This window comes from Micromonospora sp. NPDC049048 (genome assembly GCF_043197615.1).
Lineage (GTDB): Bacteria > Actinomycetota > Actinomycetes > Mycobacteriales > Micromonosporaceae > Micromonospora.
Window position 1 is genome coordinate 189,824 of the sequence record NZ_JBICTM010000001.1, and the last position, 26,602, is coordinate 216,425.

General features: G+C 73.0%; 24 protein-coding genes. 16 read left to right on the forward strand and 8 right to left on the reverse strand.

Annotated features, from left to right (window positions below; translation table 11 throughout):
- Positions 1-118 precede the first annotated feature (118 nt).
- From ACGFIG_RS00870 to ACGFIG_RS00885, 4 genes are read left to right on the forward strand one after another with little or no spacing between them, the layout of a single operon-like run.
- The gene (locus tag ACGFIG_RS00870; protein WP_007073334.1) at positions 119-604 is read left to right on the forward strand and encodes a CarD family transcriptional regulator; all 486 of its coding nucleotides are present in this window, start codon (positions 119-121) and stop codon (positions 602-604) included.
- Between the two features lie 55 nt (positions 605-659).
- A complete protein-coding gene (gene ispD / locus ACGFIG_RS00875) occupies positions 660-1,355 on the forward strand; it encodes a 2-C-methyl-D-erythritol 4-phosphate cytidylyltransferase (protein WP_392998003.1) in 696 nt (231 codons plus the stop codon).
- A 16-nt stretch (positions 1,356-1,371) separates the two neighbouring features.
- The gene (gene ispF, locus ACGFIG_RS00880; RefSeq protein ID WP_392998004.1) at positions 1,372-1,854 is read left to right on the forward strand and encodes a 2-C-methyl-D-erythritol 2,4-cyclodiphosphate synthase; all 483 of its coding nucleotides are present in this window, start codon (positions 1,372-1,374) and stop codon (positions 1,852-1,854) included.
- 10 nt (positions 1,855-1,864) lie between these two features.
- On the forward strand, positions 1,865-2,893 hold the full coding sequence (locus ACGFIG_RS00885) for a tetratricopeptide repeat protein (protein ID WP_392998005.1): 1,029 nt from the start codon (positions 1,865-1,867) through the stop codon (positions 2,891-2,893).
- On the opposite strand, the gene ACGFIG_RS00890 is transcribed toward ACGFIG_RS00885, so the two are convergent.
- A complete protein-coding gene (locus ACGFIG_RS00890; RefSeq protein ID WP_392998006.1) occupies positions 2,890-4,056 on the reverse strand; it encodes a homogentisate 1,2-dioxygenase in 1,167 nt (388 codons plus the stop codon). The genes ACGFIG_RS00885 and ACGFIG_RS00890 overlap by 4 nt on opposite strands.
- A gap of 94 nt (positions 4,057-4,150) precedes the next feature.
- On the opposite strand from ACGFIG_RS00890, the gene ACGFIG_RS00895 reads away from it, so the two are divergent.
- From ACGFIG_RS00895 to ACGFIG_RS00920, 6 genes are all read left to right on the forward strand, one after another.
- The gene (locus tag ACGFIG_RS00895; protein ID WP_392998007.1) at positions 4,151-5,026 is read left to right on the forward strand and encodes a hypothetical protein; all 876 of its coding nucleotides are present in this window, start codon (positions 4,151-4,153) and stop codon (positions 5,024-5,026) included.
- A 76-nt stretch (positions 5,027-5,102) separates the two neighbouring features.
- The gene (gene fahA, locus ACGFIG_RS00900) at positions 5,103-6,302 is read left to right on the forward strand and encodes a fumarylacetoacetase (protein WP_392998008.1); all 1,200 of its coding nucleotides are present in this window, start codon (positions 5,103-5,105) and stop codon (positions 6,300-6,302) included.
- Positions 6,303-6,480: 178 nt separating this feature from the next.
- On the forward strand, positions 6,481-6,690 hold the full coding sequence (locus ACGFIG_RS00905) for a DUF397 domain-containing protein (RefSeq protein WP_392998009.1): 210 nt from the start codon (positions 6,481-6,483) through the stop codon (positions 6,688-6,690).
- Positions 6,691-6,792: 102 nt separating this feature from the next.
- A complete protein-coding gene (locus tag ACGFIG_RS00910; RefSeq protein ID WP_392998010.1) occupies positions 6,793-7,269 on the forward strand; it encodes an SRPBCC family protein in 477 nt (158 codons plus the stop codon).
- A gap of 73 nt (positions 7,270-7,342) precedes the next feature.
- Complete coding sequence (locus ACGFIG_RS00915) at positions 7,343-8,596, forward strand: PQQ-binding-like beta-propeller repeat protein (RefSeq protein ID WP_392998011.1); 1,254 nt, start codon at positions 7,343-7,345, stop codon at positions 8,594-8,596.
- A gap of 58 nt (positions 8,597-8,654) precedes the next feature.
- A complete protein-coding gene (locus tag ACGFIG_RS00920; protein WP_392998012.1) occupies positions 8,655-8,897 on the forward strand; it encodes a hypothetical protein in 243 nt (80 codons plus the stop codon).
- A gap of 49 nt (positions 8,898-8,946) precedes the next feature.
- On the opposite strand, the gene hisC is transcribed toward ACGFIG_RS00920, so the two are convergent.
- From hisC to hppD, 4 genes are read right to left on the reverse strand one after another with little or no spacing between them, the layout of a single operon-like run.
- Complete coding sequence (gene hisC / locus ACGFIG_RS00925; protein WP_392998013.1) at positions 8,947-10,050, reverse strand: histidinol-phosphate transaminase; 1,104 nt, start codon at positions 10,048-10,050, stop codon at positions 8,947-8,949.
- Positions 10,047-11,078 carry an RDD family protein gene (locus ACGFIG_RS00930; RefSeq protein ID WP_392998014.1) on the reverse strand — a complete coding sequence of 344 codons (1,032 nt, stop codon included), beginning with the start codon at positions 11,076-11,078 and terminating at the stop codon, positions 10,047-10,049. The genes hisC and ACGFIG_RS00930 overlap by 4 nt, the downstream gene beginning before the upstream one ends.
- A gap of 22 nt (positions 11,079-11,100) precedes the next feature.
- A complete protein-coding gene (locus tag ACGFIG_RS00935) occupies positions 11,101-11,826 on the reverse strand; it encodes an RDD family protein (RefSeq protein WP_392998015.1) in 726 nt (241 codons plus the stop codon).
- Positions 11,827-11,837: 11 nt separating this feature from the next.
- The gene (gene hppD, locus ACGFIG_RS00940; RefSeq protein WP_392998016.1) at positions 11,838-13,043 is read right to left on the reverse strand and encodes a 4-hydroxyphenylpyruvate dioxygenase; all 1,206 of its coding nucleotides are present in this window, start codon (positions 13,041-13,043) and stop codon (positions 11,838-11,840) included.
- Between the two features lie 213 nt (positions 13,044-13,256).
- Between hppD and ACGFIG_RS00945 the strand changes: the two genes are divergently transcribed.
- The 3 genes from ACGFIG_RS00945 (at position 13,257) to ACGFIG_RS00955 (ending at position 17,044) form a co-directional block, all read left to right on the forward strand.
- The gene (locus ACGFIG_RS00945) at positions 13,257-13,745 is read left to right on the forward strand and encodes an Lrp/AsnC family transcriptional regulator (protein ID WP_392998017.1); all 489 of its coding nucleotides are present in this window, start codon (positions 13,257-13,259) and stop codon (positions 13,743-13,745) included.
- 139 nt (positions 13,746-13,884) lie between these two features.
- On the forward strand, positions 13,885-15,309 hold the full coding sequence (locus ACGFIG_RS00950) for a PQQ-binding-like beta-propeller repeat protein (protein ID WP_392998018.1): 1,425 nt from the start codon (positions 13,885-13,887) through the stop codon (positions 15,307-15,309).
- Positions 15,310-15,376: 67 nt separating this feature from the next.
- Complete coding sequence (locus tag ACGFIG_RS00955; protein ID WP_392998019.1) at positions 15,377-17,044, forward strand: fumarate hydratase; 1,668 nt, start codon at positions 15,377-15,379, stop codon at positions 17,042-17,044.
- Positions 17,045-17,102: 58 nt separating this feature from the next.
- Here the strand turns inward: ACGFIG_RS00955 and ACGFIG_RS00960 are convergent, their stop codons facing one another.
- Together ACGFIG_RS00960 and ACGFIG_RS00965 are read right to left on the reverse strand one after the other, a co-directional pair.
- Positions 17,103-18,923, reverse strand: a complete 1,821-nt coding sequence (locus ACGFIG_RS00960; RefSeq protein ID WP_392998020.1) for a hypothetical protein — start codon at positions 18,921-18,923, stop codon at positions 17,103-17,105.
- Positions 18,924-19,113: 190 nt separating this feature from the next.
- Positions 19,114-21,513 carry a hypothetical protein gene (locus ACGFIG_RS00965; RefSeq protein WP_392998021.1) on the reverse strand — a complete coding sequence of 800 codons (2,400 nt, stop codon included), beginning with the start codon at positions 21,511-21,513 and terminating at the stop codon, positions 19,114-19,116.
- 153 nt (positions 21,514-21,666) lie between these two features.
- On the opposite strand from ACGFIG_RS00965, the gene ACGFIG_RS00970 reads away from it, so the two are divergent.
- Positions 21,667-23,076: a class II fumarate hydratase gene (locus tag ACGFIG_RS00970; protein ID WP_392998022.1), complete on the forward strand. Its 1,410-nt coding sequence runs from the start codon at positions 21,667-21,669 to the stop codon at positions 23,074-23,076.
- 62 nt (positions 23,077-23,138) lie between these two features.
- On the opposite strand, the gene ACGFIG_RS00975 is transcribed toward ACGFIG_RS00970, so the two are convergent.
- Positions 23,139-23,681 (reverse strand): CGNR zinc finger domain-containing protein, encoded by a 543-nt coding sequence (locus tag ACGFIG_RS00975; protein ID WP_392998023.1) that lies wholly within the window; start codon positions 23,679-23,681, stop codon positions 23,139-23,141.
- A gap of 75 nt (positions 23,682-23,756) precedes the next feature.
- Here ACGFIG_RS00975 and ACGFIG_RS00980 point away from each other — a divergent pair, with 75 nt between their 5' ends.
- Complete coding sequence (locus ACGFIG_RS00980) at positions 23,757-24,719, forward strand: DMT family transporter (RefSeq protein WP_392998024.1); 963 nt, start codon at positions 23,757-23,759, stop codon at positions 24,717-24,719.
- A 94-nt stretch (positions 24,720-24,813) separates the two neighbouring features.
- Positions 24,814-26,502 carry a S8 family serine peptidase gene (locus ACGFIG_RS00985; RefSeq protein ID WP_392998025.1) on the forward strand — a complete coding sequence of 563 codons (1,689 nt, stop codon included), beginning with the start codon at positions 24,814-24,816 and terminating at the stop codon, positions 26,500-26,502.
- The last annotated feature ends 100 nt before the right edge of the window (positions 26,503-26,602 follow it).

The following is a 26,602-nucleotide window of genomic DNA, read 5'->3' on the forward strand; positions in this document are numbered from 1 at the left end:
GTCAAGCTGAAGAAAGACCTCTCACAGGGCCCCTGAGCTGCGCCAACGGTCAGGACAGCGGTGAGACATCGGTGCCTGAGCGTGTTACCCTAGACACAGCGAAAGGGGTTTCGAACCTATGGTTTTCAGTGTCGGCGAGACCGTTGTTTACCCCCACCACGGGGCCGCACTCATCGAGGCAATCGAGACTCGGGTCATCAAGGGCGAGCCCAAGCAATACCTCGTCCTGAGGGTCGCACAGGGTGACCTGACGGTCCGGGTGCCCGCCGAGAACGCCGAGATCGTGGGTGTGCGCGAGGTGGTCGGCGAAGAGGGCCTCGGCAAGGTCTTCGACGTGCTCCGTGCACCGCACACCGAGGAGCCGACCAACTGGTCGCGGCGTTACAAGGCGAATCTGGAGAAGCTGGCCTCCGGTAACCCGCTGAAGGTCGCCGAGGTCGTGCGCGACCTGTGGCGTCGGGAGCGGGAGCGGGGTCTCTCCGCGGGTGAGAAGCGCATGCTCGCGAAGGCCCGCGACATTCTGGTCGGCGAGGTCGCGCTGGCCGAGAAGAGCACCAAGGACGAGGCGGAGACGCTGCTCGACAAGGTCCTCACCGAGGCCTAGTCCCCACAGCATCGTCGTACCCGATTCGTAGCGAACAAACACCGAGGACCGCGACGTGACCGCGCAGCTCAATCCGTGCGGTGACGTCGCGGTCCTCGTGCCTGCGGCCGGTGCCGGCGTACGGCTCGGCCCCGGCCGCCCCAAGGCGCTGCGGCTGCTCGGCGGGGAACCCCTGCTGGTGCACGCGGTCCGCCGGCTCGCCGCCGCGCCGTCGGTGCACACCATCGTCGTCGCCGCCCCGGCCGCCGAGGTGACGGCGGTGCGTGACCTGCTCGCCCCGGTCGCCCCGGTGACCGTGGTGCCCGGCGGCGCCGAGCGGCAGGCGTCGGTGGCCGCCGCCCTCGCGGCCGTGCCCGCCGGCCCGGAGATCGTCCTCGTGCACGACGCCGCCCGGGCGCTGACCCCACCCGAACTGGTGGAGTCCGTCGCGGCGGCCGTCCGCGCCGGGCACGACGCGGTGATCCCGGTGCTTCCCGTCGTCGACACGATCAAGGAGGTCGGCGCCGACGAGGTCGTCCTCGGCACCGTCGACCGTTCCGCCCTGCGCGCGGTGCAGACCCCGCAGGGTTTCCGCCGGGCGGTGCTGACCGCCGCGCACGCCGCCGCCGGTGACCCGCTCACCGACGACGCCGGCCTGGTTGAGAAGCAGGGCGTCCCGGTGGCCTGCGTCCCCGGCTCGGAGTACGCGCTGAAGGTCACCCGCCCGTTCGACCTGGCGCTGGCCGAGCACCTGCTCGCCACGGGCGCCTGACGCGTACCCTCTTCGCATGATCGTTCCCCGGGTGGCCATCGGCACCGACGTGCACGCCTTCGAGGCGGGCCGGCCGTGCTGGGTGGCCGGTCTGCACTGGCCCGACCAGGACGGCCTGGCCGGGCACTCGGACGCCGACGTGGCCGCGCACGCCGCCTGCAACGCGCTGCTCTCGGCGGCCGGCCTCGGGGACCTGGGCGCCAACTTCGGGGTGGGCCAGCCCGAGTGGGCCGGCGCGTCGGGCGTCGCCCTGCTCACCGAGAGCGCCCGCCGGGTGCGGGCCGCCGGCTTCGAGATCGGCAACGTCTCCGTGCAGGTGGTCGGCAACCGGCCCAAGATCGGCCCGCGCCGCGAGGAGGCCCAGCGGGTGCTCTCCGAGGCGGTCGGCGCACCCGTCACGGTCTCCGCCGCCACCACCGACGGCCTCGGCTTCACCGGGCGCGGCGAGGGCCTCACCGGCATCGCGGTCGCCCTGGTGTACGACGCCCCGGCCGCCTAGGCTCGCCGCGATGTCCAGCGACGCCGCCTCCGACCGGTCCGCCGCCGACGGCTACCTCCAGCGCGCCCAGCTCCTCGCCGAGCTCGGCCGCTACGACGAGGCCGCAGCCGAGGTCTCCTACGCTGTCGCCCTGGACCCGGCCGACGCCGGGGCGCTGACCATGCTGTCCCGGGTCCACCTCGCGGCCGGCCGGCCGACGGAGGCGCGTACCGCCGCCGACGCCGCGGTCGCCGCCGCCCCGGAGAGCGTCCCGGCACTGGTCGCCCGGGCCCTCGCCCTCGGCGATCTGGAGGAGTACGCCGAGGCGGCCCGCACCGCCGACCGGATCCTGGCGCTGGGCCCCGACGACGCGTACGCGCAGAGCAGCGCGGCGGCGATCCTGGCCGGCTCCCGCAACGGGCAGCCGGCGCTGAACGCGGCCTGGCGCGGGGTGGAGCTGGCCCCCGAGAACCCGCAGGCCCACCTGGTGCTCGGGCTGGTGGCGGCGAACATGCAGATGTTCGACCTGGCCGAGCGGGCCTACCGGGAGGCGCTGCGGCTGGACCCGCAGCTCGCCGAGGCCCGGCACGACATCGGCGTGCTGCGGCTGGAGCAGCGGCGCTGGAGCGAGGCGCTGGAACACCTGGCCGAGGCCGCCGCGATGAGCCCCGGCCGGGTCGACTCCGGACGGACCATCTCGCTCGGCCTGCGGCAGCTCGTGATCTACGCGGCGGGCTGGACGATGATCACCGCCGTGCTGATCGCCTGCATGGCGCCGGGCAGCGGCGGGGTGTCCCGGTTCGCGGCGGCGTTCGCGGCGCTCGGCGGGGCCCTGGTGTTCTGGCGCTTCGCCGCCCGGCTGCCCGGCCTGTCCCGGACGATCCTGCCGAGCCTGCTCCGCTCCGACCGCGTCCTGGCGCTGGCCGTCTACGCGGCGGCCGTCGCGCCGGCGCTGATCCTCCTCTACGCCCTGGTCGGCACTCCGTGGCCGCTGGTCCTCGCCATCGTCGCCGCGGCCGCCGCCGAACTCGCCGTGCTGTCCCGCACCGCCACCGTCTAGGGGCGGCGGGCCCACGTCCAGGCGTAGCCGTCGTCCTCGCACGCGGCGGCGGCGTCGCAGAGGTCCAGCGGCCGGAAGGTGTCGACCATGACGGCCAACTCGTCGAAGAAGTCCGCGCCGATGGAGCGCTCGGCGGCGCCCGGCTGCGGGCCGTGGGTGAAGCCGGACGGGTGCAGCGAGATCGAGCCCTGCTCGATGCCGGAGCCGCGCCGGGCCTCGTAGTTGCCGCCCGTGTAGAAGAGCATCTCGTCGGAGTCGACGTTGTGGTGGTTGTACGGCACCGGGATCGCGTCCGGGTGGTAGTCGACCTTGCGGGGCACGAACGAGCAGATCACGAAGTTCGGGCCCTGGAAGGTCTGGTGCACGGGCGGCGGCTGGTGGATCCGGCCGGTGATCGGCTCGAAGTCGTGGATGGAGAACGCCCACGGGTACATGTGGCCGTCCCAGCCGACCACGTCGAACGGGTGGTTCGCGTAGACGTGGCGCGTCCAACCGCGCCGGTGCCGGACGAGCACCTCCACGTCCTCGCCGTCGACGAGCAGGGGGGTGTCCGGTCCCCGGACGTCGCGCTCGCAGTACGGCGCGTGCTCCAGGAACTGACCGCGTACCGAGAGGTAGCGCTTGGGCGGACCGACGTGGCCCGCCGCCTCGACGGCGAGCAGTCGGGTCGGCGCGTCGCCGGTGGGCACCAGCCGGTGGATCGTCGAGGTGGGGATGACGACGTAGTCGCCGGGCACCGCGTCGAGCACGCCGAACGGGGACTCGACCCGCAGGGTGCCCGACTCCACGTACAGGCAGTGGTCGCCGGTGGCGTCCCGGAACAGCGGGGACGGCCGGTCCGCCAGCACGTACGCGATGCGTACGTCGTCGTTGGCGAGCAGGTACTGCCGGCCGAGCACCGGGTCGGCGCCGGTGCCGTCGAGCTTGTGGGTGCGCAGGTGCCGGGGCTTGAGCGGCAGGTTCGGCACCCGGGTGAACGCCGGCGGGGTGAACTCCTCGGCCGCCACGATCGCGGTCGGCGCGTGCCGGTGGTAGAGCAGGGACGAGTCGGAGGAGAAGCCCTCCTGGCCCATCAGCTCCTCGGCGTAGAGGCTGCCGTCGGGCTGGCGGAACTGGGTGTGGCGCTTGCGCGGCACCTCGCCGACGCTGCGGTAGTAGGGCATCTCGCCTCCCGGTTCGTCCCGTCCACCGATCCAAAGCGTCCGATAATCGGACGCTGTTGTCCGTTCCTTGTAGCGTCCCGTACATTCTTGTCTCGTGTCAACGCAGGTGCCCGCGCTTCTCGACGGCCTCGTCGACGACGCCGCCGTCTTCCCGCCCGGCAACGCGCCGCTGCCCGACGCCGTCGCCGCGCACCGACGGCACCGCGCCGCCTGGTACGCGGACCTGGTCGGCCCGCTCCTGGTCCCGGCCACCCGGCTGCCCGAGCTTGCGGGCCTGCTCGGCGCCGACGAGCGGATCGCGGTCGGCGTGATCGGCGACGTGCCGCTCGACCGGCTCGACGAGGTGCGGGCCACGGCCGACCCGCGCATCCACGTGCGCCTGGTGGAGGCGGCGGTCGCCAAACGCGGCGAGGACCCGCTGCCCGGCCTGACGGAGCTGGTGGCGCTGGCCCGCCGCGCCGGTGGTGCCGGGCCGGCCGCCCTCGACGCCGTCCACGCCGAGCTGCCGCTCACGTTCGGGCTGATGGGGGCGCTGGACGCCCTCGCCGCCGCCCGTGCCGACGGCGTGCCGATCGCCGCGAAGTTCCGCACCGGCGGGCTGGCCGCCGAACTGTTCCCCACCCCGGCGGAACTCGCCGCCGTGATCTGCGCCTGCCGGGACCGGGACGTGCCGTTCAAGCTGACCGCCGGGCTGCACCAGGCGGTCCGGCACCTCGACCCGGAGACCGGGTTCACCCACCACGGCTTCGTCAACGTGCTGGCGGCGACGCTGGCCGCCGCCGGGGGCGCCACCGTGGCGCGGGTCGCCGAGCTGCTGACGGCGGCCGACCCGCGCCCCCTTCTCCAGCACGCCGAGGCCGGGCTGGACGCGCCGCGCCCGCTGTGGATCGGCTTCGGCTCGTGCAGCATCCTGGAGCCGCTGACCGATCTGATCCGGCTGGGGCTGGTGAACGGGGGTTTTGCGGCATGAGCGGGCGGCAGCGAGCGAATCGTCAAGGCAGGTCGGTGGTGCCTCAGGGCGGCACGGAGCGAAGCGGAGGATCGACATGAGCTGGGTGACGGGTGCGGAGGGTTCGCCGTACGGGGTGGCGAACCTGCCGTACGGGGTGTTCCGCCGCGCGGAGGGCGCCCCGCGCGTCGGCGTACGCATCGGGGACTTCGTGCTCGACCTGGCCGGCGCGGAGGAGGCCGGCCTGGTGCTGGCCGCCGGGGCGCTGGGCCGGCCCACCCTCAACGACTTCATGGCCCTCGGACGCCCACAGTGGACGGCCGTCCGCCAGCGGGTGACCGAGCTGCTCACCGACGCCGTTCACCGGCCGGCGGTGGAGCCGCTGCTGGTGCCGCTGGCCGAGGTGCGGATGCAGCTGCCGTTCGAGGTGGCCGACTACGTCGACTTCTACTCCTCCGAGCACCACGCCTCCAACGTGGGCCAGATCCTCCGCCCCGGGCAGCCGCCGCTGCTGCCCAACTGGAAGCACCTGCCGATCGGCTACCACGGCCGGGCCGGGACGGTCGTCGTCTCCGGCACCCCGGTGGTGCGACCGAGCGGGCAGCGGGCCACCCCGCAGGGCCCGGTCACCGGGCCGTCCGTACGCCTCGACATCGAGGCCGAGGTCGGCTTCGTGGTCGGCGTGCCGAGCCCGCTGGGCGACCGGGTCCCGGCCGACGACTTCGCCGACCACGTCTTCGGCGTCGTGCTGGTCAACGACTGGTCGGCCCGCGACATCCAGGCCTGGGAGTACCAGCCCCTCGGCCCGTTCCTGGGCAAGTCCTTCGCCACCTCGGTCTCGGCCTGGGTGACCCCCCTGGACGCGCTGGCCGACGCCTTCGTCCCCGCCCCCGACCAGGACCCACCAGTCGCCGACTACCTGCGTGACGTGCCGCACCTCGGGCTGGACCTGCGCCTGTCGGTGCAGTGGAACGGCGAGCGGGTCAGCGAGCCGCCCTTCGCCACCATGTACTGGACGCCGGCGCAGCAGTTGGCCCACCTGACCGTGAACGGCGCCTCGCTGCGCACCGGCGACCTCTACGCCTCGGGCACCGTCTCGGGCCCGGAGCGGGGACAGGTGGGCTCGTTCCTGGAACTCACCTGGGGCGGCAACGAACCGGTGAAGTTCGCCGACGGCGGGACCCGCACCTTCCTCGAGGACGGCGACACGGTGACCATCACCGCCACCGCGCCCGGTCCGGACGGCACCACCATCGCCCTGGGCGAGGTGACGGGGAAGGTCCTCGCCGCCCGCTGACCCACCTTCCGATCATCGACGGTCCCCGGTCGCACAGTTGGTGCGACCGGGGACCGTTTCTGCCGCGTTGATCGTCGCGGATTCCGTTGCCATGCCGCGCCGGGGTCGGGCCGGATGCCCCCGTCCGGTTCCGGACCCGGCCGCCGGTTGGCGCACCGACGACAGGAAGGTGACGACGATGAACGATCTCCCGGGCGCGGTCTGGCGCACCAGCAGCCGCTCCAACGACCAGGGCCTCTGCGTGGAGGTGGCGGACAACCTGGTCGAGGCCCTCGGCGTGGTGGGCGTACGCGACTCCAAGGACCAGGCGGGCCCCACGCTGGCGGTCAGCCCCCCGGGGTGGACGGCCTTCGTCGGCGCGATCCGGGCCGGCCAGTTCGGTCGCTGACGGCTCGACCGAGCCCGATCGGGGCTCCCGGCGGTGGAATTTCCGCTCCGGGGGCCCCGCCGCGCGCTCACCCGGCGTACCGTCGACGCCACGGGAGGTGGCATGTCGACGGTGGCGGTCACGGAGTTCGTGGAGGCGCACGACGTCGACCTCTGGCGGCTGCTGACCGATCTGACCACCCGCACCCGGCGCTTCACCGGGCCGGTGGAGGTGCTCACCTCCGGCCCGTTCGGCCCGGGCACCGCGTGGCGGGAGACCCGTGTGCAGCCCGACGGCACCGCGCTGGTCGAGGAGTTCGTCGTCATCGAGGCCGAGCCGCCCCGACGGCTGGTGCTGGGTTCCCGGGGCGCCGGCGTTGACTACCGCATCACCTGGGCGCTGCGCCCGGTCGAGCGGCGTCGCCGGGGCTGCACGGCCGTCACCGTGGAGCAGGAGTCGGTGCCGACCGCCCCGTACGGCCGGGTGGTGGCCCTGCTGCTCGGCGGGCTGGCGGCCCGGGCGGTCGAGCGCGCGCTGCGACAGGATCTCGCCGACCTGGCCGCCGCCGCGGCGGCGGACGGCGCGGCCGAGGCGGCCTGAGACGCCCCGCCGCCGGTGACCTGACAGGGCCCGGACCGGCCCCGCTGGGTAGGGTGCCGGGCGGAGGTGCGCCATGGGGTTCCCGAACGGCCGGCGGCGGATCGCGGTGGCGGTCGCGGCGCTGCTCGCCACCGTCGCCGTCGCGGCGACGGTCTACCGGGTGCTCGCCCCCGCCGAGGTCAGCACGCCCGCCCGCGCCGAATATCCGTCGGCCGCGTCCCCCGCCGCCGGCGTGGTCGGCCGGCTCCCGGTCGCCCCGCTCATCGTGGACGGCCGGCTGCGGGTCTACGCGGCCCACCGCCAGGTCTACGCCGACCGGCCGGTCGACGGCCGGCACCGGACCACCCCGTACTGGTCGTACCGCCGCTGGCCGGCGACCCTCGACGGGGTCGTGGCGAGCGGGACGACGGTGGTGACCCGCTGGTCGGACGGCGAACTGGTGGCGCTGGACGCCCGGACGGGCCGGGTCGCCTGGCGCGCGGACGGGCCGGCGCCGGTCGGGGAGCGGGCGGTCCGCCGCACCGGCGCGGCGACGGTCTGGGACCCCCGGGGGATCGTCCTGGCGCCCGCGCCCGACGGCCGGCAGGTGGTGGTGGCGTCCGGGGCGCAGCGGTTGCGGGCCGTCGGCCTTGCCGACGGCCGTGAGCTGTGGCGGGCCGACGTGGACTCCGGGTGCCGTGACGTGGTCGGCAGCACCGCGTCCGGACAGCTGGTCACTGTGGACGCCTGCGCGGGGCCGGCGGTGCTGGAGTTCCGCGACGCCGGCACGGGCGTGGTGGGGGCCCGCTGGCGGCCGGCCGGAGCCGGCGAGGAACTGGTGGCGACCCCGCTGGGCTGCGCCGCCGGCCGGGCCGGGTGCACCGCTCTGCGGACGTCCGCACCGGGCGACGACGCGGGTCGGGGTTGGCTGCTCGGCGCCGGTGAGCCCGCCGCCGCGCCGGCCCTGGACCGCCCGGACGCCGCGCTCGTCGACGGCACGGCCGTGGCGGTCGTGGACGGGGTGGTGGTCGGCCGTTCGGCGCGTACGGGCGCGGAACTGTGGCGGCGTCCCGGGCCGTCGCAGGTGCGGCTGCTCGCCGTCCAGCCCGACCGGGTGCACCTGCTGACGACGACGAACGACCTGCTGACACTGGATCCGGCGACAGGGGCGCAGTTGTCCTTCTTCGCGTTGAACGCGGGCTCGGACGGGGTCGGTTGGGCACCCGGCGCGGCGTACGCGGCCGACGGGTTCGTGGCTGTGGAGCGGCTCCGCGAGCCGGTCGATCCGACGGGGGACGACCAGCGCTACTACTTGACCTCGGAGCCGCTGATCCTCGCGTCGACGTGAAACGCCGGGCCGGTCCGGCTGCTCGACAAAACGGACATAAGTTATTTATAGTCCCACTGTGCGTCTCCTGGCGGCCCTGTTGGGCGCGATTCTCATCCTCGTCACCGCCTCGCCGGCCGACGCGGCGCCGTCCCACCGGACGGTCCGGCTGGCGCGGACGGTAGGGGTGGACATCACCGTGCCGGCCTCGGTCGACTTCGGCAACGGGTTCACCGGTGGCGCGCTCACCAGGCAACTGGGCGCGGTCGAGGTGCGCGACGTACGCGGCCCGACCGACCTCAACTCGGTGGAGGCCGCCTGAGAGTCCGGTCCGGTCCGCGAGGGGATGGCGGACCGGACCGGCGCCCGCCTCAGGCCAGCGCGGCCTCGGCCGCCGCCAGGAAGGCGTCGTTCTCGGCCGGGGTGCCGATGGTGACCCGCACCCCGTCGCCCGCGAACGGCCGGACGATCACGCCCCGCGCCTCGCACGCCTTGCCGAAGTCCACGGCCCGGTCACCCAGCGGCAGCCAGACGAAGTTGGCCTGGCTGTCCGGCACGTCCGGAACGAGCTTGCGCAGCGCCTCCGTCACCCGGTCCCGCTCGGCGACCACGAGGGCGCACCGCCGTCGTACCTCGTCCTCCTGGGCCAGCGCGGCGAGCGCGCCCGCCTGCGCGGCCATGTTGCTGGAGAACGGCGTCACGACCTTGCGCACGGCCGCCGCCACCGCCGGCTGGGCGATGAGGAAGCCGATCCGCAGGCCGGCCAGGCCCCAGGCCTTGGAGAGCGTCCGCAGCACGACCACGTTCGGCCGGTCGAGGTAGGTGAGGCCGTCCGGCACCTCCGGGTCGGTGACGAACTCGCGGTACGCCTCGTCGATCACGACCAGCACGTCCTCGCCGACCGCGTCGAGGAACCGGTCCAGCTCCGCCCGGCGTACGGACGTGCCGGTCGGGTTGTTCGGGTTGCAGACCACGATGAGTCGGGTCCGGTCGGTGACGGCCGCCGCCATCGCCGCCAGATCGTGCCCGTGCCCGGCGTCGTTGGGCACGCGCACGCTGGTCGCGCCGCTGGTCGCCGCGATGATGGGGTACGCCTCGAAGGAGCGCCACGCGTAGAGGAACTCGTCACCGGGCAGGCAGGTGGCCCGCACGAGGTGCTCGGCCAGCGCCACCGACCCGCAGCCGGTGGCGATCCGGTCGACGTCCACGCCGTACCGCGCGGAGATCGCCTGGCGCAGCGCGAGCACGCCCATGTCCGGGTAGCGGTGCACGCCGGCCGCGGCCTCGGCGACGGCCTCCACCACGCCGGGCAGCGGCCCGTACGGCACCTCGTTGCTGGCCAGCTTGATCGCCTCGGGCAGGCCCAGCTCGCGGGCGAGGTCGGCCGGGCTGCGGCCGGGCACGTAGTTGGGCAGCGAGTCCAGGTCGGCGCGGGTCAGCCGCAGCTCCGGCTGGTGACGTCCGGGGTCGGTCATGGGGTGTCTCCCGAGGGGTCGGTGCGGTCGTCGGGGGTGCGGTCGTCCGGGGCGCGGTCGTCCGGGCTGGTGCGCCCGTCGGTGGTGCGCCCGTTCGTGGTGGTGCGGTCGGCGCGGGGGAGCTGGACCACCACGGTCTGCGCCCGCTTGTCGTGCAGCGCCTGCCGCAGCGGGTGGTCGAAAAGCGGGGAGAGCGCGTCGACGAGCTGGAGCAGCAGGCCCAGGCCGCAGCAGTACCAGAGCAGGGTGGGCAGGCCGAGGGTGTTCCACCGGCGCAGTGCCCGGCCGAAGCCGAGCGGCTCGTCCGCGCTCATCGGCAGCACCTTGACGCCCACCAGCCGCTTGCCGAAGGTCTGCCCGCCCGAGGCCATCGTGGGCACCTCGTACGCGAGCCAGAGCGCGGTGGCGATCAGCAGGATGACGACCTGGAGACCGCCGGCCTGTTCGCTGGGCTGCGGCAGGCCCTCGGTGGAGCTGTCACCGGCCATCGCCCGCCGGAACACCTCCCGCCAGTACGGCGTGACCTCCTGCACCAGCCGCCAGACGAACCAGCCGTTCACGACGGCGTTCAGCGCGAAGACGATCACGAAGTCGATCAACCGGGCGACGAGTCGGGCGCCGAACCCGGCCAGGGGAAGCCCGTGCGGACGGGGCTCCGGCGGTCGTCCGGGCCAGCCACCCGGCGGCCAGCCGGGCGGGGGACCCCCACCGGGCGGCCAGCCGGGCGGTGGGCCCTGCGGCTGGCCGGGTGCCTGCGGGTGGCCGGGTCCCTGCGGCGGCTGCCAGGGATAGTGCTGGCCCGGGTACGGCTGGCCCGGCAGCGGTTGCCCGGCTGCGGGGGCACCCGGTGCGGAGACCGGAGCCGGGGGTGACGTCGGGGCGGGCGCGGGCGGCGGCTCGGCCGGCGGCGGGCCCTCGGGCGGGACGTCGTCGACGGGGATCGGCGCGCCGATCCAGCCCTCGCCGTCCCAGTAGCGTCGGGTGTCCGGATCGGCCGGGTCGACGTACCAGCCCGGTTCGACGCTCATGGCCTGGCCTCGCTGCGCTCGCTCACGCAGACACCTTAACGACGACGGTACCGGCGAACTTGTCGTGGAGGCACTGCTGCCAGGGCTTGTCCCACAACTGCCAGAGCCCGTCGAGGTAGCTGAGGCCGGGCAGGAAGCCGGCCGCCACGTACTGCACGGCGTACCGCTTGCCGGCCATCCGCCGGTCCAGCGTGGCGGCCGGGTCGAGCGGCACGATCCGCAGCTTCATCACCTTCTTGCCGAAGGTCTGCCCGGTCCGCTTCATGTATTCGACGTGGTAGAGCCAGTAGAGCCCGAGCAACACCACCAGCAGGCCCAGTTCGAGCAGCAGGATCGGCAGCAGCAGGTCCGTCAGGAGCCACGCGGGGTCGGGCTCGGCGAGGGTGCCGTCCGGGTTGGTCCGGGTCATCTCGGGCGTCACGTTCCAGAGCAGGAGCACGACCGCCGGCAGGAAGAGGGCCATCCCCACCAGCGCGCTCAACGCGCCGTCGATCAGCGCGGCGAGCAGCCGGTCACCGAAGCTGGCCAACGGCTGCCCGCCCGGTCCGAGCGCCGGAGCCGGACGGGGCGGGCCGGCCCAGCCCGGGGGCGGTGGGGTCCAGCCCGGGGGCGGGACCTGACCGGGCGGGGCGTGCTGCGGCGGCACCGCGTACCCCTGGTTGGCGGGACCGGACGGCGGCGCGAAGCCGCCGGCGGCGGGCGGGGGCCCACCGGCCGGCGGCGTCGGGTACGTCGGAGGCTGCGTCACGCTCGTCAGTGTTACAGGTTGCCGCGCGCTTCCTGCTCCCGCTCGATGGCCTCGAAGAGCGCCTTGAAGTTGCCCTTGCCGAAGCCGAGCGAGCCGTGCCGCTCGATCAGCTCGAAGAACACCGTGGGCCGGTCCTGGACCGGCTTGGTGAAGATCTGGAGCAGGTAGCCGTCCTCGTCCCGGTCCACCAGGATCTTGCGGGCCTTCAGCTCCTCGATCGGCACCCGTACCTGGCCGATCCGGGCGCGCAGCTCCGGGTCGTCGTAGTACGAGTCCGGAGTGTCCAGGAACTCGACGCCGGCGGCGCGCATGGCGTCGACGCTGGCCAGGATGTCGTTGGTGGCCACGGCGATGTGCTGCGCGCCCGGGCCCTGGTAGAACTCCAGGTACTCGTCGATCTGCGACTTCTTGCGGGCGATCGCGGGCTCGTTGAGCGGGAACTTCACCTTGCGGGTGCCGTTCGCGACGACCTTGCTCATCAGGGCCGAGTAGTCGGTGGCGATGTCGTCGCCGATGAACTCGGCCATGTTCGAGAAGCCCATGACGCGCTTGTAGAACTCGACCCACTCGTCCATCCGGCCGAGCTCGACGTTGCCGACCACGTGGTCGACGGCCTGGAAGAAGCGCTTCGGCTGGAGGCCGGCGTCGATCATCGGCTGCCGGTCCACGATCGGGCCCCGGGCCACGAACCCGGGCAGGAACGGGCCGGTGTAGCGGGACCGGTCGACCAGGGTGTGCCGGGTGTCGCCGTACGTCGCGATGGCGGCCATCCGCACGGTGCCGTGCTCGTCGCTGACGTCGTGCGGCTCGCGCAGGCCGGTGGCGCCCTGCGCGGTGGCGTGCGCGTACGCGGCGTCGACGTCCGGCACCTCCAGTGCGATGTCGGAGACGCCGTCGCTGTGCTTCGTGACGTGCTCGGCGCCCTCGGCGTCCGGGCGGACCGCGCCGGTGAGCACGAACCGGGCCGAGCCGCTGGTCAGCACGTACTGGGCGTGGTCGCGGTAGCCCTGCTCCGGGCCCCGGTACGCCACGCAGGTCATGCCGAACGCGGTCGAGTAGTAGTGCGCGGCCTGCTTGGCGTTGCCGACCAGGAAGTGCACGTGGTCGAGGCCCTTGACGGGGAACGGGTCGCGGCTGATGTCGTGGTCGACGGCGCCGACGAGCACGTCGACGTCGATGTCGTCGATCGCCTGGGGTCGGTCGATCGCCTGGGTCATCGCGGTCTCCCTCACGTTCCGGTCGGCCTCGTGGCCGCCGCCGTCGGTCGTGTGCGTGGTGCTGCTGCTGGTGCGGTGCGGTGCGGTGTCGCAGCACCGTGGTGCTGTGTCGTGGTGCTGTGCTGCTGTGGCGAGGATCGCCGTGAAGTCCCGTACTGGGCAACTGTCGTGCCAATGCCTGGTCAGGTTGCGCATTAAGTAGGGTGCAACGGCATGAGTGCTGGTCAGGTTGTGCAGCTGGACGTCCTTGACGCGCGGTTGATCGAACTGCTCGCGGAGGAGCCGCGGATCGGGGTGCTGGAGTGCTCCCGGCGACTCGGGGTCGCCCGGGGCACCGTGCAGGCCCGGCTGGACAAGCTCGTCGAGCGGGGCGTCATCTCAGGCTTCGGGCCGGAGATCACCCCGGCGGCCATCGGGTTCGGGGTGACCAGCTTCGTGACGCTGGAGATCAGCCAACGGCACGGGCACCACCGGGTCGCCGCGCACCTGGCCGCGATCCCGGAGGTGCTGGAGGCGCACACCATCACCGGGTCCAGCGACCTGCTCTGCCGGATCGTGGCCCGGTCGAACACCGACCTCCAGCGGGTGATCGACCAGATCGTCTCGTACGAGGGGATCCGCCGCGCCTCGACGATCATCGCCCTGGCCGAGCAGATCCCGTACCGCACCCTTCCCCTGGTCCGCTCCGCCGCCCAGCGCTGAGCAGGGTGTGCGGAAGGGCCTCTTCCGGTACGAGAGGCGACAGGCGGGGGCCCTTCCATACACCCGGAGCGTGGAGAAAGGGCGGCGACACGGCGGCACGGGAGGGCGGCGGCGCGACGGTCGTCGCTACGGTGTGCGTGTGGCGAAGGCGGGCGGCCTCGGGGGGTGGCGTGGCGGGCTGCTGCTCGCGCTCGTCGCGGTCGTCGCGCTCGCCGCGACCGGAGTGTGGAACCCGTTCCCTGGGATGTGGGACTGGGTGAACCGGAGCCAGCCCATCTCCGAGCCGGACGTGGTCTGGCAGCAGCGCGTCGGCGGCACCCCGCGCAGCGTGACCATCGCCGGCGACACCGTCGTGGTCGAGCAGCGCACCCGCGTGGAGGCGCGCAGCCTGGCCACCGGCGCCCAGCTGTGGGAGCGCAAGGCCGACTGGTCCGCGGTGGCCGGCGGCGACCGTGACCCGGTCGTCGTCGTGGGCAAGCTGCTGGTCAAGGGGTACGAGGTACTGGACCCGGCGACCGGCGCCACGCGGCGGCGCAACGGCGACGCGGTGGCCGTCTGGACGTACCGCAACATGCTGCTCGACGCCCGCTGCGTCGACGCCACCGACTGCACGGTGAGCGCCTGGGACCCGCGCGGCACCGCCCCGCTCTGGACGGCCTTCGTGCCCGGCGTACGCAGCGGGCTGCTCGGCGACAACCCGGGGCTGCTCGACACCCGCCGCCTCGACGCCGTGCGGATCGACGACGAGGTGGCCGGTCCCGAGCCCGTACCGGCGTTGCTCGGGTTCCCCATCGACGGCCGGGTGCACGTCCTCGACACCGCCACCGGGCGGGTGCTCCAGGACGTCGAGCCCGGCCGCGACGAGCGGCTGTCGGTGATCGGCGGCCGGCTGCTGCGGATCACCGCCCGCTCGCAGGACGGCACCTGCTACTTCGCCATCTCCGGCCGGGACCCGGCGACCGGCCAGGAGACGTGGCAGCGCACCGGCATCAACCTGCGGACCGCCGACAACGCCGGCTGCGCGCAACGGGAGGACCCGCACGGCGCGCGCAACGTGCTGATCGGGGTGGCCCCGGACGCCCGCGAGGCGGTCCTCGACGGCTACGACGGGCGGCTGCTGCTGGTCACCAACGCCGGGGAGCGGCTGCTCGCGGTCGACGACCGGTACGCCCTGGTCCGGCCGGCCGACAAGCGCGCGGTCGTCGGCCGGGAGCTGGGCGCCGGGCGCGTACGGTGGACCCGTCCCGCCGGGGCGAAGGCCGGCGCCGCGCTCACCCCGTACGCGGCCGTGATCGCCGACGAGAAGCCGTCCCGGCTGGTGGCGCTGGACCCGCGCACCGGGCGGGAGCTGGCGAGCCTGCGTACCTCCGCGAACGCCCTCGCGGTCGGCCCGGGCGGCATGGTCATCGGCGAGGGGCGGGAGATCGGCTACGTCCGCTTCGGCGGCGCGCCGGGCGCTCCCATCCCGCCCCGGGACGGCGGCGTACCCGGGCCCGGCGGCACGGCGGGGGTCCCCGGGCCGGCGGACAGCTGCGGACCCAAGCGGGAACTCTGCCCCGGGTGAGAGCGTCGTCCCAGGACCCACCCGGCGGGTGGGACTGATCGACCCTTCTGCCCTAGGCTTTCGGCTCATGAGCAGTGCCGCCGCGTTCTCGTACGCTCCCTTGCTGCCGACCGGTCCGGACCAGACGGAATACCGCCTGGTCACCGACGAGGGCGTCGACGTCGTCAACGGCCCGGGGGGTCGTCGGTTCCTCACCGTGGAGCCGACCGCGCTCACCGCGCTGACCGCCGAGGCCATGCACGACATCGCGCACTTCCTGCGCCCCGCGCACCTGGCCCAGCTGCGGGCGATCATCGACGATCCGGCGGCCTCGCCGAACGACCGGTTCGTCGCGCTCGACCTGCTGCGCAACGCCAACATCGCGGCCGGCGGCGTGCTGCCGATGTGCCAGGACACCGGCACCGCGATCGTGATGGGCAAGCGTGGCCGGCACGTGCTCACCGACGGCAGCGACGCCGAGGCCGTCTCGCGCGGCGTCTACCAGGCCTACACCCGGCTCAACCTGCGCTACTCGCAGCTCGCCCCGCTGACCATGTGGGAGGAGCGCAACACCGGCAGCAACCTGCCGGCCCAGGTCGAGCTCTACGCGGAGGACCCGGACGGGCAGCCCGACGCGTACAAGTTCCTCTTCATGGCCAAGGGCGGCGGTTCGGCCAACAAGTCGTACCTCTACCAGGAGACCAAGGCGCTGCTGAATCCCACGCGGATGATGCAGTTCCTGGAGGAGAAGCTGCGGCTGATCGGCACCGCCGCCTGCCCGCCGTACCACCTCGCCATCGTCATCGGCGGCACCTCCGCCGAGTACGCCCTGAAGACCGCCAAGTACGCCAGCGCCAAGTACCTCGACGCGCTGCCCACCTCCGGCTCGATGACCGCGCACGGCTTCCGGGACCTGGAGCTGGAGGCGGAGGTGCTGGAGCTGACCCGCAACTTCGGCATCGGTGCGCAGTTCGGCGGGCGCTACTTCTGCCACGACGTACGGGTGGTGCGGCTGCCCCGCCACGGCGCCTCCTGCCCGGTGGCGATCGCCGTCTCCTGCTCGGCGGACCGGCAGGCGGTCGCCAAGATCACCCCGTCGGGCGTGTGGCTGGAGCGCCTCGAGACCGACCCGGCGCGCTACCTGCCCGACGTCACCGACGAGACCCTCGACGCGTCCGAGGTGGTCCGTGTCGACCTCAACCGGCCGATGGACGAGATCCGCGCCGAGCTGTCGAAGTACCCGGTGAAGACCCGGCTGTCGCTGACCGGCCCGCTCGTCGTGGCCCGCGACATCGCGCACGCCAAGATCGCGGAGCGGCTGGACGCCGGGGAGCCGATGCCGCAGTACCTGCGCGACCACGCCGTCTACTACGCCGGCCCGGCCAAGACGCCCGAGGGCTACGCGTCCGGCTCGTTCGGCCCGACCACCGCCGGGCGGATGGACGCGTACGTGGAGAAGTTCCAGGCCGCGGGCGGCTCCCAGGTGATGCTCGCCAAGGGCAACCGCTCCGCCCAGGTCACCCGCTCCTGCCAGCAGCACGGCGGCTTCTACCTCGGCTCGATCGGCGGCCCGGCCGCCCGGCTCGCCCAGGACTGCATCAAGCACGTCGAGGTCCTGGAATACCCGGAGCTGGGCATGGAGGCGGTCTGGAAGATCCAGGTGGAGGACTTCCCGGCCTTCATCGTGGTCGACGACAAGGGCAACGACTTCTTCGCCGAGGTCACCAAGCCGGTGCTGACGGTCGGTCGCCGCTGATCCCCGCGTACGCGAAAGGGGCGCCGGGCAGTGGCCCGGCGCCCCTCGTCTTCCTGCGTCAGCTCGCCCGGCTGGCGTAGAACGTGCCGCTGAAGGTCTCCGACACGATCCCGTCGCCGGTCCGCGTGTGGACGGTGATCCGGTGGATCCCGGCGGTCGTCGGGGTGTAGCCCACCGACGCCGACCCGTCAGGGCCCGCCGCGACCGTCACCGCCGGCCGACCGTCGAAGGAGTAGACGAACTCCGTCACCCCCGGCATGCCCGCCTGGAAGGCGAAGGTGCCCGGCGTGCCGGCGACCGCCCCCTGGACCTTGTTGATCGGGTACTCGACCGAGCTGACCGTGGGCTTGGTCGCCAGGTGGAACCGGTAGCTGCCCTCGCCGGACGGCAGGTCACCGGCCGTCCGGCTGCGGACGTACACGGTGTTGTAGCCCGGCTTCGTCGGCGTGATCGTGACCGTGGCCGTGCCGTCGGCGAGCGCCGGCACCGTCTGTTCCGGCCCGTCGTCGAGCCGGTACGTGTACTCGACGACGTCCTCCATGCGGGGTGCGAACGTCAGGGCGCGCGGCTGGCCGTACCCGGCCGTCGGGTTGGCGTCGGTGATCGTCGGGCTGGTGCTGCGCACCCGGAACACGTAGCTCGTGGCGGGGGAGCGGTTGCCCGCGAGGTCCACCGCCTCGACCGTGAGCGTGCTCGGCCCGTCCCGGTCGGGGGTGAGGGTGACGGTCGCCGAGCCGCCCGGGACGTCGGCCGCCACGTCGGTCGCCGGCTGCCCGGACACGCTGTAGCGGAATCGCACCGTGTCGGTGTCGCCGCCGGCCGAGAAGGTGAACTGGCCCGGGATGCCGGGACCGCCGTACCAGCCGTCGTCGGCCGGGTAGTCCGTGGAGCCGACCGTCGGCTGGGCGGGGCTGGTGGTGTCGACGGAGAACCGGCACTCCGCCGACCAGGCGGAGCTGGCGTGCTGGTCCGCCGCGCGGACCGCGAAGGCGTAGCTGCCGCCGTCGGCCATCGCGTCGGCGGGCACCGTGTACTGGAAGCGGCGTGGCGCGGCGAACGCCCCCGAGGTCCACTCCGTCCGCTCGTCGGGCCGGTCGACCGGCCACCACGCGAAGGTCGCCGTCACCTGCTCGACGAGGCCGGTCCCGTTCGCGTCCGGGTCGGTCACCTCGGCGGTGAGGGTCGGGGTGGCGGTGCCGGTCACCCGGTCGTCGGCGCAGTCCAGCCCGGCGACGGTGAGGGCGCCCGGCACGTCGGGGGCGGCGTTCGCGGTCAGCGAGATGCCCGGCGTCCGCAGCCGCCGGCCGTGGTGCTTGTTCTCCTCGTGGTCCCCGGGGACCCGGACCATCAGCGTGAGCGACTCCCGCCCGGCGTCGACCGCCTGCTGCACGGTCCGCGTGAGCGGCAGTTCGAGGTGGGCCGCCGGGCAGGGAGCGGCGGGGTCGAGGTCGCCGACCTTCTCCCGTACGGTCGGCGGGGCGTCCCAGGTCGGCGCGGTCGCCGGGGTGTCCGTGCGCCACAGTTCCAGCTCGCGCGGCCGGTCGCAGTCCGCGACCGCCGACTCCCCGGTGCGCAGCGTGGCGTCGATGATCTCCTTGCCCCGGTAGGGCGTGAGGTCGAAGGTGAGGTAGGCCCTGGTCGTGCGCTTGACCCCGGCGTTCTCCAGGGTGCCGACCGGGACGTCCGCCTCGGTGGCGGTGAAGGTCGCGCCCTGCTGCCGCGCGTCCGTGTAGCTCACGCTCGTCGGCGGGACCCAGCGGGTCGGTGCGGCGACGGCGGGTTGGGCGGTGACGACGACCGCCCCGGTGGCGGTCAGCAGTGCGGTGAGCCCCGTGGTGAGGAGCCGGCGCGGAGCGCGCCGGCGTCGTACGGCGGGCACGCCGATGGAACCCCGTTGACAGTGCAAGGTGGAAGACCCTCCGATGGAGTGCGAATACTTTTACGATCTTAAGTGCCTGGTCCCGGTGTCGGCCTCCGACTTTCGACCGTCCCCGGTACGCCGGCCGGACCCCGCCGCGTACGCGAGGGGCGCCGGGCCTGCTGCCCGGCGCCCCTCGACGTTGCCGTGGTCAGCTCCAGTCGATCCAGATGCCGTAGTACGCCTGACCGGAGACCACTCCGGCCGCCGTCCGGCTCCGGACGGTGATGTTGTGGCTGTACGGCGAGTCCGCCGTCCACGTCACCCTGGCCGTGCCGTCCGCGCCGACCGCGACGGTGCGCTCCGGACCGCCGTCGATGGAGTAGACGAACTCGGTGCTGCCGGCGAGTTGGCTGGTGAACACGAACTCGCCGGTCTGGCCGACCACCGCCCCGCCATGGGGGCCGAACACGTCCGAGGTGACCAGCGGGCTCTTCGGGTCGACCCGGAACGAGTAGTACTGGGCATCCGTGACGATCCCGCCGGCCGTCCTGGCCCGCACCTGGAGCTGGACCCAGCCGCCGAACCCGCTGTCGAGGCTCCGCGGCGTCCACTCGACGGTGGCGGTGCCGTCGGCACCGGCCTCGACCGTCCGCTCCGGCTCGTCCGTGAACTGGTAGACGTACGAGGTGACGCCGCTCGTGCCGGCGTGCGGCGTGAACGTGAACGTGCCCGGGATGCCGGGCCCGCCACCGGTCAGGTTCCGCGGGTACACCTGCGAATCCACCTCGGGGGCGACGGAGGCCGCGTGGAACGAGTAGTAGGTGGACTCCGACTGCGTCCCGGCCCCGGTCCGGCTGAACACCTCGAGGGTGTGGCTCGACGCGTCGCGCGGGGTGTAGGTGATCGTCGCGCCGCCGTCCGGGCCGGCCGGCACAGTCTGCGGGTCGCCGTAGTCGAAGCTGTAGACGTACTCGACGACGTCGTCCATCGCCGGCCGGAACACGAAGGTGCCCTCGGTGCCCGCCGGCGTACCGGGCCACCCGTTGTCCGGCCAGTTCGGGGAGCTGACGAAGGGCGACGTCCGGACGTACAAGTTGTACTCCGCGTCGCCGGAGGGCACGCCGCCGCTGGTGCGGCTGCGCACCCGCAGCGTGTTCTGGATCTGGGTGGGGGTCACCGTCACCGTGGCGACGCCGTCGGCGTTGGCCGCGACGGTGCGTTCCTCGCCGTTGAACCACCACACGTACTCGGTCACGTCCGCCATGGCCGGCGAGAAGGTGATCTCCCTCGGCTGACCCAGCCGGCCCTCCGGGTTGCCGTCGGTGATTCGGGGCGCCGTGTCCCGGACCCAGAACTCGTAGTTGACCGTGACCGACAGGTTGCCGGTCCGGTCCACGCTGTACACCTCGATCCGGTGCGGACCGGGACGCTTCGCGGTGTAGGTGAAGGTGGCACCGCCGCCGGGTCCGTCGGCGGCCACCTGCCCTGACCCGTCGTAACCCCAGTACTGGTAGCGGACGACGTCGTCGGAGCCGTTGGCGCCCACGGTGAACCGACCGGGGACGTTCGGCCCGATGACGGACTGTTGCGGGTAGGGCGGGAAGTCCGTCGAGACGACCGTCGGCTCCGCCGGCTTGCGGGTGTCGACCGTGAACCGGCACTCCGGGGACCAGGCCGAGGTGTCCCCGTACTGGTCGGCCGAGCGGACGGCGAAGGCGTAGTGTCCGCCGTCGACCAGCTGCCCCTGCGGCACGACGTACCGGAACCGGGCGGGCGCGTGCATCGAGCTGGGCCACGTGTACTCGGTCCGCTCGGCGGGCCGGTCCACCGGCCACCAGGCGAAGGTCGCCGTGACATGGTCGCCGCCGCCGGTCTCGTTGACGTCCGGGTCGGTCAGCTCGGCCTGGAGTTCGGGCGTGCTGGTGCCGACGAAGGTGGCGTCCGTGCAGGCGACGCCGCCGACGCTCAGCTTGCCGGGCACGTCCGGAGCGGCGTTGTGCTCCAGCGAGAGACCGAGGTTGGTGATCCGCCGTCCGTGTTTGAAGGACTCCTCCGCGTCGCCGATCCGGATCATGAGGGTCAGGCTGTCCTGCTGGCCGGCGACCGCGGTGGCGACGGTTTCGGTGATCAGCTTGGAGAGGTAGCTCCAGGGGCAGGGCGCCTCCGGCAGGCTCAGATCGGCGATCTTCTTCCGCGCGGTGGGGGAGTTCTTCCAGGTCGGCGGGGTGACGGGGGTGTCGGTCCGCCACAGCTCCAGCTGTCGCGGCTTGTCGCAGTTGTTGACCGACTGCTCGCCGGTGATGGCGCGGGCGCTGATGATGCGCTGACCGTGGTACCGGGTCAGGTCGTAGGTGAAGTACGCCCGGGACGTGTGCCGGCCGCCGTCCGGGTCCTTCCACGTGCCGACCGGCACGGTGCCGTCGGTGGAGGGGAACGTCCCGGTGGGGCGCTCGGCGTCCGTGACGGCGACGCTGGTGGGCCGGAGGAAGGTGAGGCCGGCCGAGGCGGGCTGTGTGGTGACGGCCAGCGCGCCGGTGGCGGTGAGCAGGGTGGCGAGGCCGGTGGCCAGGAGTCGGCGCGGAACGCGCCGGTGGCGTGTGACGGGCACGCCGGCGGAACCCCCGTTGCTGTGCACGTTGGAGCCCTCCATTGAAGAGGCAGAATTTTTGCGAGTTTAAATCAATTAGTTGGCGCCGGGCGCCGGACTTTCGGCCGAGCCGGACTCGGCGATCATCTGCGAGTCCCTCGTCGAGGCGGCAGGATGGTACGCGTGACGACTCCAGAGGCGACGGGCTACCGGATCGAACGCGACTCGATGGGCGAGGTGGAGGTGCCCACCGAGGCGCTGTGGCGGGCGCAGACCCAGCGCGCGGTGCAGAACTTTCCGATCTCCGGCCGGGGCATCGAGCCGGCGCAGATCCGGGCGCTGGCCCAGATCAAGGGGGCGGCGGCCGAGGTCAACGGCGAACTGGGCGTGATCGACGCGAACGTGGCCGCGGCGATCGCCGCCGCCGCGGCGCACGTGGCCGACGGCGGCTACGACGACCAGTTCCCGATCGACGTGTTCCAGACCGGGTCCGGCACGTCGTCGAACATGAACACCAACGAGGTCATCGCCACGCTGGCCAGCCGGGAGCTGGGCAGCGACGTGCACCCGAACGACGACGTGAACGCCTCGCAGTCCAGCAACGACGTCTTCCCGTCCTCGATCCACCTGGCCGCCACCGAGGCCGTCGCACGGGACCTGCTGCCCGCGCTGGCCCACCTGGCGGAGGCGCTGGAGGGCAAGGCGGAGGAGTTCGAGACCGTCGTCAAGGCCGGGCGTACCCACCTGATGGACGCCACCCCGGTGACCCTCGGGCAGGAGTTCGGCGGGTACGCCGCCCAGGTCCGCTACGGCATCGAGCGGCTGGAGGGGGCGCTGCCCCGGCTGGCCGAGCTGCCGCTGGGCGGCACGGCGGTGGGCACCGGCATCAACACCCCGCTCGGCTTCGCCGCGAAGGTCATCGAGAAGCTGCGCGGCTCGACGGGGCTGCCGCTGACCGAGGCGCGCAACCACTTCGAGGCGCAGGGCGCCCGGGACGCGCTGGTGGAGACCTCCGGGCAACTGCGTACGATCGCCGTCGGCCTCTACAAGATCGCCAACGACATCCGCTGGATGGGCTCCGGCCCCCGCGCCGGGCTGCGCGAGCTGCGCATCCCCGACCTCCAGCCGGGCTCGTCGATCATGCCGGGAAAGGTCAACCCGGTGGTCGCCGAGGCGATGCGGCAGGTCTGCGCCCAGGTCATCGGAAACGATGCCGCCGTCGGGTTCGCCGGCTCCCAGGGCGACTTCGAGCTGAACGTCATGCTCCCCGTGATGGGTCGCAACCTGCTGGAGTCGATCCGCCTGCTCGCCGCGTCCAGCCGGCTCTTCGCCGACCGTCTGGTGGTCGGCCTGGTCGCGGACGCCGAGGTCTGCCTGGCGTACGCGGAAGGCTCGCCGTCGATCGTCACTCCGCTCAACCGCCACCTCGGGTACGACGAGGCCGCCTCGATCGCCAAGGAGGCGCTGGCCAAGCAGGTCTCGATCCGCGAGGTGGTGATCTCCCGGGGGCACGTCGACTCGGGCAAGCTGACCGAGACCCAGCTCGACGAGGCGCTCGACCTGCTCCGGATGACCCACCCCTGACCGGCCCCGTCCCGGTCCTGCGCCGGCCTCGCCCGGGCTCCACGTCAAAGACCGGCGGGACGTCAGCGGGCGGCGGACCTGCGGGCGCGGTAGGCGGTGACGGCGGCGCGGTTGCCGCAGCCCGCGTCGCAGAATCGTCGGGACCGGTTCTTGGACAGGTCCACGAGCACGTTCTCGCAGTCCGGGTGGTCGCAGATACGCAGCCGGCGCAGTTCGCCGGTGCGTACGAGATCCGCCAGCGCCATCGCGGCCTCGACGGCCATCCGCGTCGCCAGCGGCGCGTCGCGCGGCACGGCGTGGATGTGGTACGGCTCGTCGTCGTGCGTGATGAGCTGCGGCACCGCGTGGTTTTCGCGCAGCAGCCCGTTGACGATGGCGACGATCCCCTCCGTGTCGGCGTACCAGACGTGCCGCAGTCGGGGTCGCAGGTCGCGTACCGCCCGTAGCTCGTCCTCGGTGTGCTCGTGCCGCCCGCTGTAGGCGTGGGCGGCGAAGAACGCGTCCAGGGCGGCGACGTCGGGCAGCCCGTCACCGTCGCGGCGGTCGGTGTTCACCAGCGCGGCAACGGCGGTCAGAGAGCATTCCGTGTCATGGGTGAAGAGCAACTTGACTCCTGTCGGAGTGCCGACCTAGCGTCATCAGCATAGTGGCAGTTTGCTCATGACAGTGGGAGTGGATCGATGCGTCAACCCGCCGCCGGGCTCGGTCTCGGCCTCGCCCTGCTCTCCGCCGTCACCTTCGCCACGTCGGGAACGTTCGCCCGGTCCCTCATCGACGCAGGCTGGTCGGCCGAGTCGGCCGTGATCGTCCGGGTCGGCGTCGCGGCGCTGGTGGTGGCGATTCCGGCGGTGCTGTCGCTGCGCGGCAAGTGGGACGTGCTGCGCCGCAACCTCGCCACCATCGGCGTGTTCGGGCTGCTCGGGGTCGCGACGGCCCAGGTCTGCTTCTTCAACGCGGTCCGCTACCTGCCCGTCGGCGTCGCGCTGCTGCTGGAGTACCTCGGCATCGTCCTGGTGGTGGGCTGGATGTGGCTGGCCCACGGGCAGCGCCCCCGTCGGCTGACCGTCGCCGGCTCGGTGGCGGCCCTCGCCGGACTGTTCCTCGTCCTGGACCTGACCGGCGCCGGCCGGCTCGACCCGGTGGGCGTGCTCTGGGGGCTCGGGGCGGCGGTCGGCCTCGCCGGCTACTTCGTGCTCGCGGGGCGGGTCGACGAGAAGTTGCCTTCCGTGGTGCTGGCCAGCGGCGGCATGGCCGTCGGAGCCGCCGTCCTGCTGTTGCTCGGCGCGGTCGGGGCGCTGCCCCTGCGGGTCGCCCTCGGCGAGGTCACCTTCGCCGGGCAGCGCACCAGTTGGCTGGTGCCGGTGGTCGGCCTGTCACTGGTCGCCGCCGTCGTCGCGTACCTCGCCGGGATCGCCGGCACCCGGATCCTCGGCGCCCGGCTGTCGTCGTTCGTCGGGTTGACCGAGGTGATGTTCGCCGTCCTGATCGCCTGGCTGGTGCTGGGTGAACTGCCCACCGTGGTGCAACTGGTCGGTGGCGCACTGATCGTCGCCGGCGTCGCCCTCGTGCGTGTCGACGAGCTGCGCACACCCCGCGCCGACGACCGACCGGAGTCGCGCGCCGCCGAGCCCGCCCTGCCGTGACGCCGAGGCGGTCGACGGCCGATGCCGCGGTGGCGGAATGCGCTGCGGTGTTGTCTGATGTCTCCCACGTCCCTCAACGAGAGGATCCGATGTGGTGAGCAAGCGCTTCACCGCCGGTGCCGTCGCGACCGCGACCGCGCTGGCACTCGCGGTGACGGGCATGAGCGTGCCGGCCAGTGCCGAGCCGACCAGTGCCCGTACCTTCACCGTCGTCGCCGAAGACGGTGTCTCCGCAGACGCGGCCATCGCCGCCATCCGGTCGGCCGGTGGCACGGTGGTCTCCCGGTCCGACGAGGTCGGCATGTTCCGGGTGACCAGTGACCGGGCCGACTTCGCCGCGAAGGCGACCGCCGCGTCGGCGCTGATCGGCGCCGCCGAACAGAAGGCGATCGGCCGCAAGCCGAAGCTCGACCGGGTCGAGCAGGAGCACCTGCTGGCCGCCGCGGCGGCCAAGGGCGGTGGTGCCAAGCGTGGCAAGAAGATGGACCCGCTGGACGACAAGCTCTGGGGCCTGGAGATGATCCGGGCCGACCAGGCGCGCAAGATCGAGCCGGGCGACCGCCGGGTCACCGTCGGCGTCCTGGACACCGGTGTGGACGCCAGTCACCCGGACATCGCGCCGAACTTCAACTGGGCGCTGTCCCGCAACTTCGCCCCCGACATCGTCGACGTCGACGGCGAGTGCGAGGTGGCGAGCTGCCTCGACCCGGTCGGCACCGACGACGGCGGGCACGGCACCCACGTGGCCGGCACCATCGGCGCCGCCGCCAACGGCTTCGGCCTCTCCGGCGTCGCCCCGAACATCTCCCTGGTCGAGCTCAAGGGCGGCCAGGACTCCGGCTACTTCTTCCTGGAGCCGGTGGTCAACTCCCTGCTGCATGCCGGGAGGACCGGTCTCGACGTGGTCAACATGTCCTTCTACGTCGACCCGTGGCTCTTCAACTGCACCGCCAACCCGGCCGACTCCCCGGAGGCCCAGGCCGAGCAGCGGGCCACCATCGAGGCCATGAAGCGGGCGCTGACCTACGCCCACAGCCGGGGGGTCACCCTCGTCGGCGCGCTGGGCAACAACCACGAGGACCTGGGCGACCCGCGGACCGACTCGTCGAGCCCGAACTACGGTGACACCGCGCCCTACCCGCGCGAGATCGACAACGACGGCTGCTGGAACATGCCCACCGAGGGACCGAACGTGATCAGCGTGTCGTCGGTCGGCCCGTCGGGCAAGAAGTCGGACTTCTCGAACTACGGCACCGAGCAGACCGCCGTGGCGGCGCCGGGCGGCTGGTTCCGCGACGGCTTCGGCACGGACACCTACCGCACCGACGCCAACATGATCCTCTCGACGTACCCCAAGAAGGTGCTCCAGGAGGAGGGCTCCGTCGACGCGGACGGCAACATCGTCGCCGGCTACGAGGAGAGCGTCTTCAAGGAGTGCAAGGCCAACGGTGAGTGCGGGTACTACACCTACCTGCAGGGCACCTCGATGGCGGCCCCGCACGCCTCCGGTGTCGCCGCGCTGATCGTCAGCAAGCACGGCAAGAAGGACCGCCAGGGCGGCTTCGGCATGGCGCCGAAGCTGGTGGAGCAGCACCTCTACCGCACGGCTGCCGAGCGCGCCTGCCCGCAGCCGCGCCTGGTGTCGTACGCCAACGAGGGCCGCGACGCCGAGTTCGACGCCTACTGCGCCGGCGGGCTCAACTTCAACGGCTTCTACGGCTACGGCATCGTGGACGCCTACGCGGCGGTGAAGACCCCGCTCAAGCCCAACGCCCGCCCGTAACGGCGGACGGCAGGGGCCCGGTCGACTCGTTCGGCCGGGCCTCTGGCATGTCCGGCGGAGGACGCCCGCGTCCGTACGAGCGGATGGTGCGCGACGACCG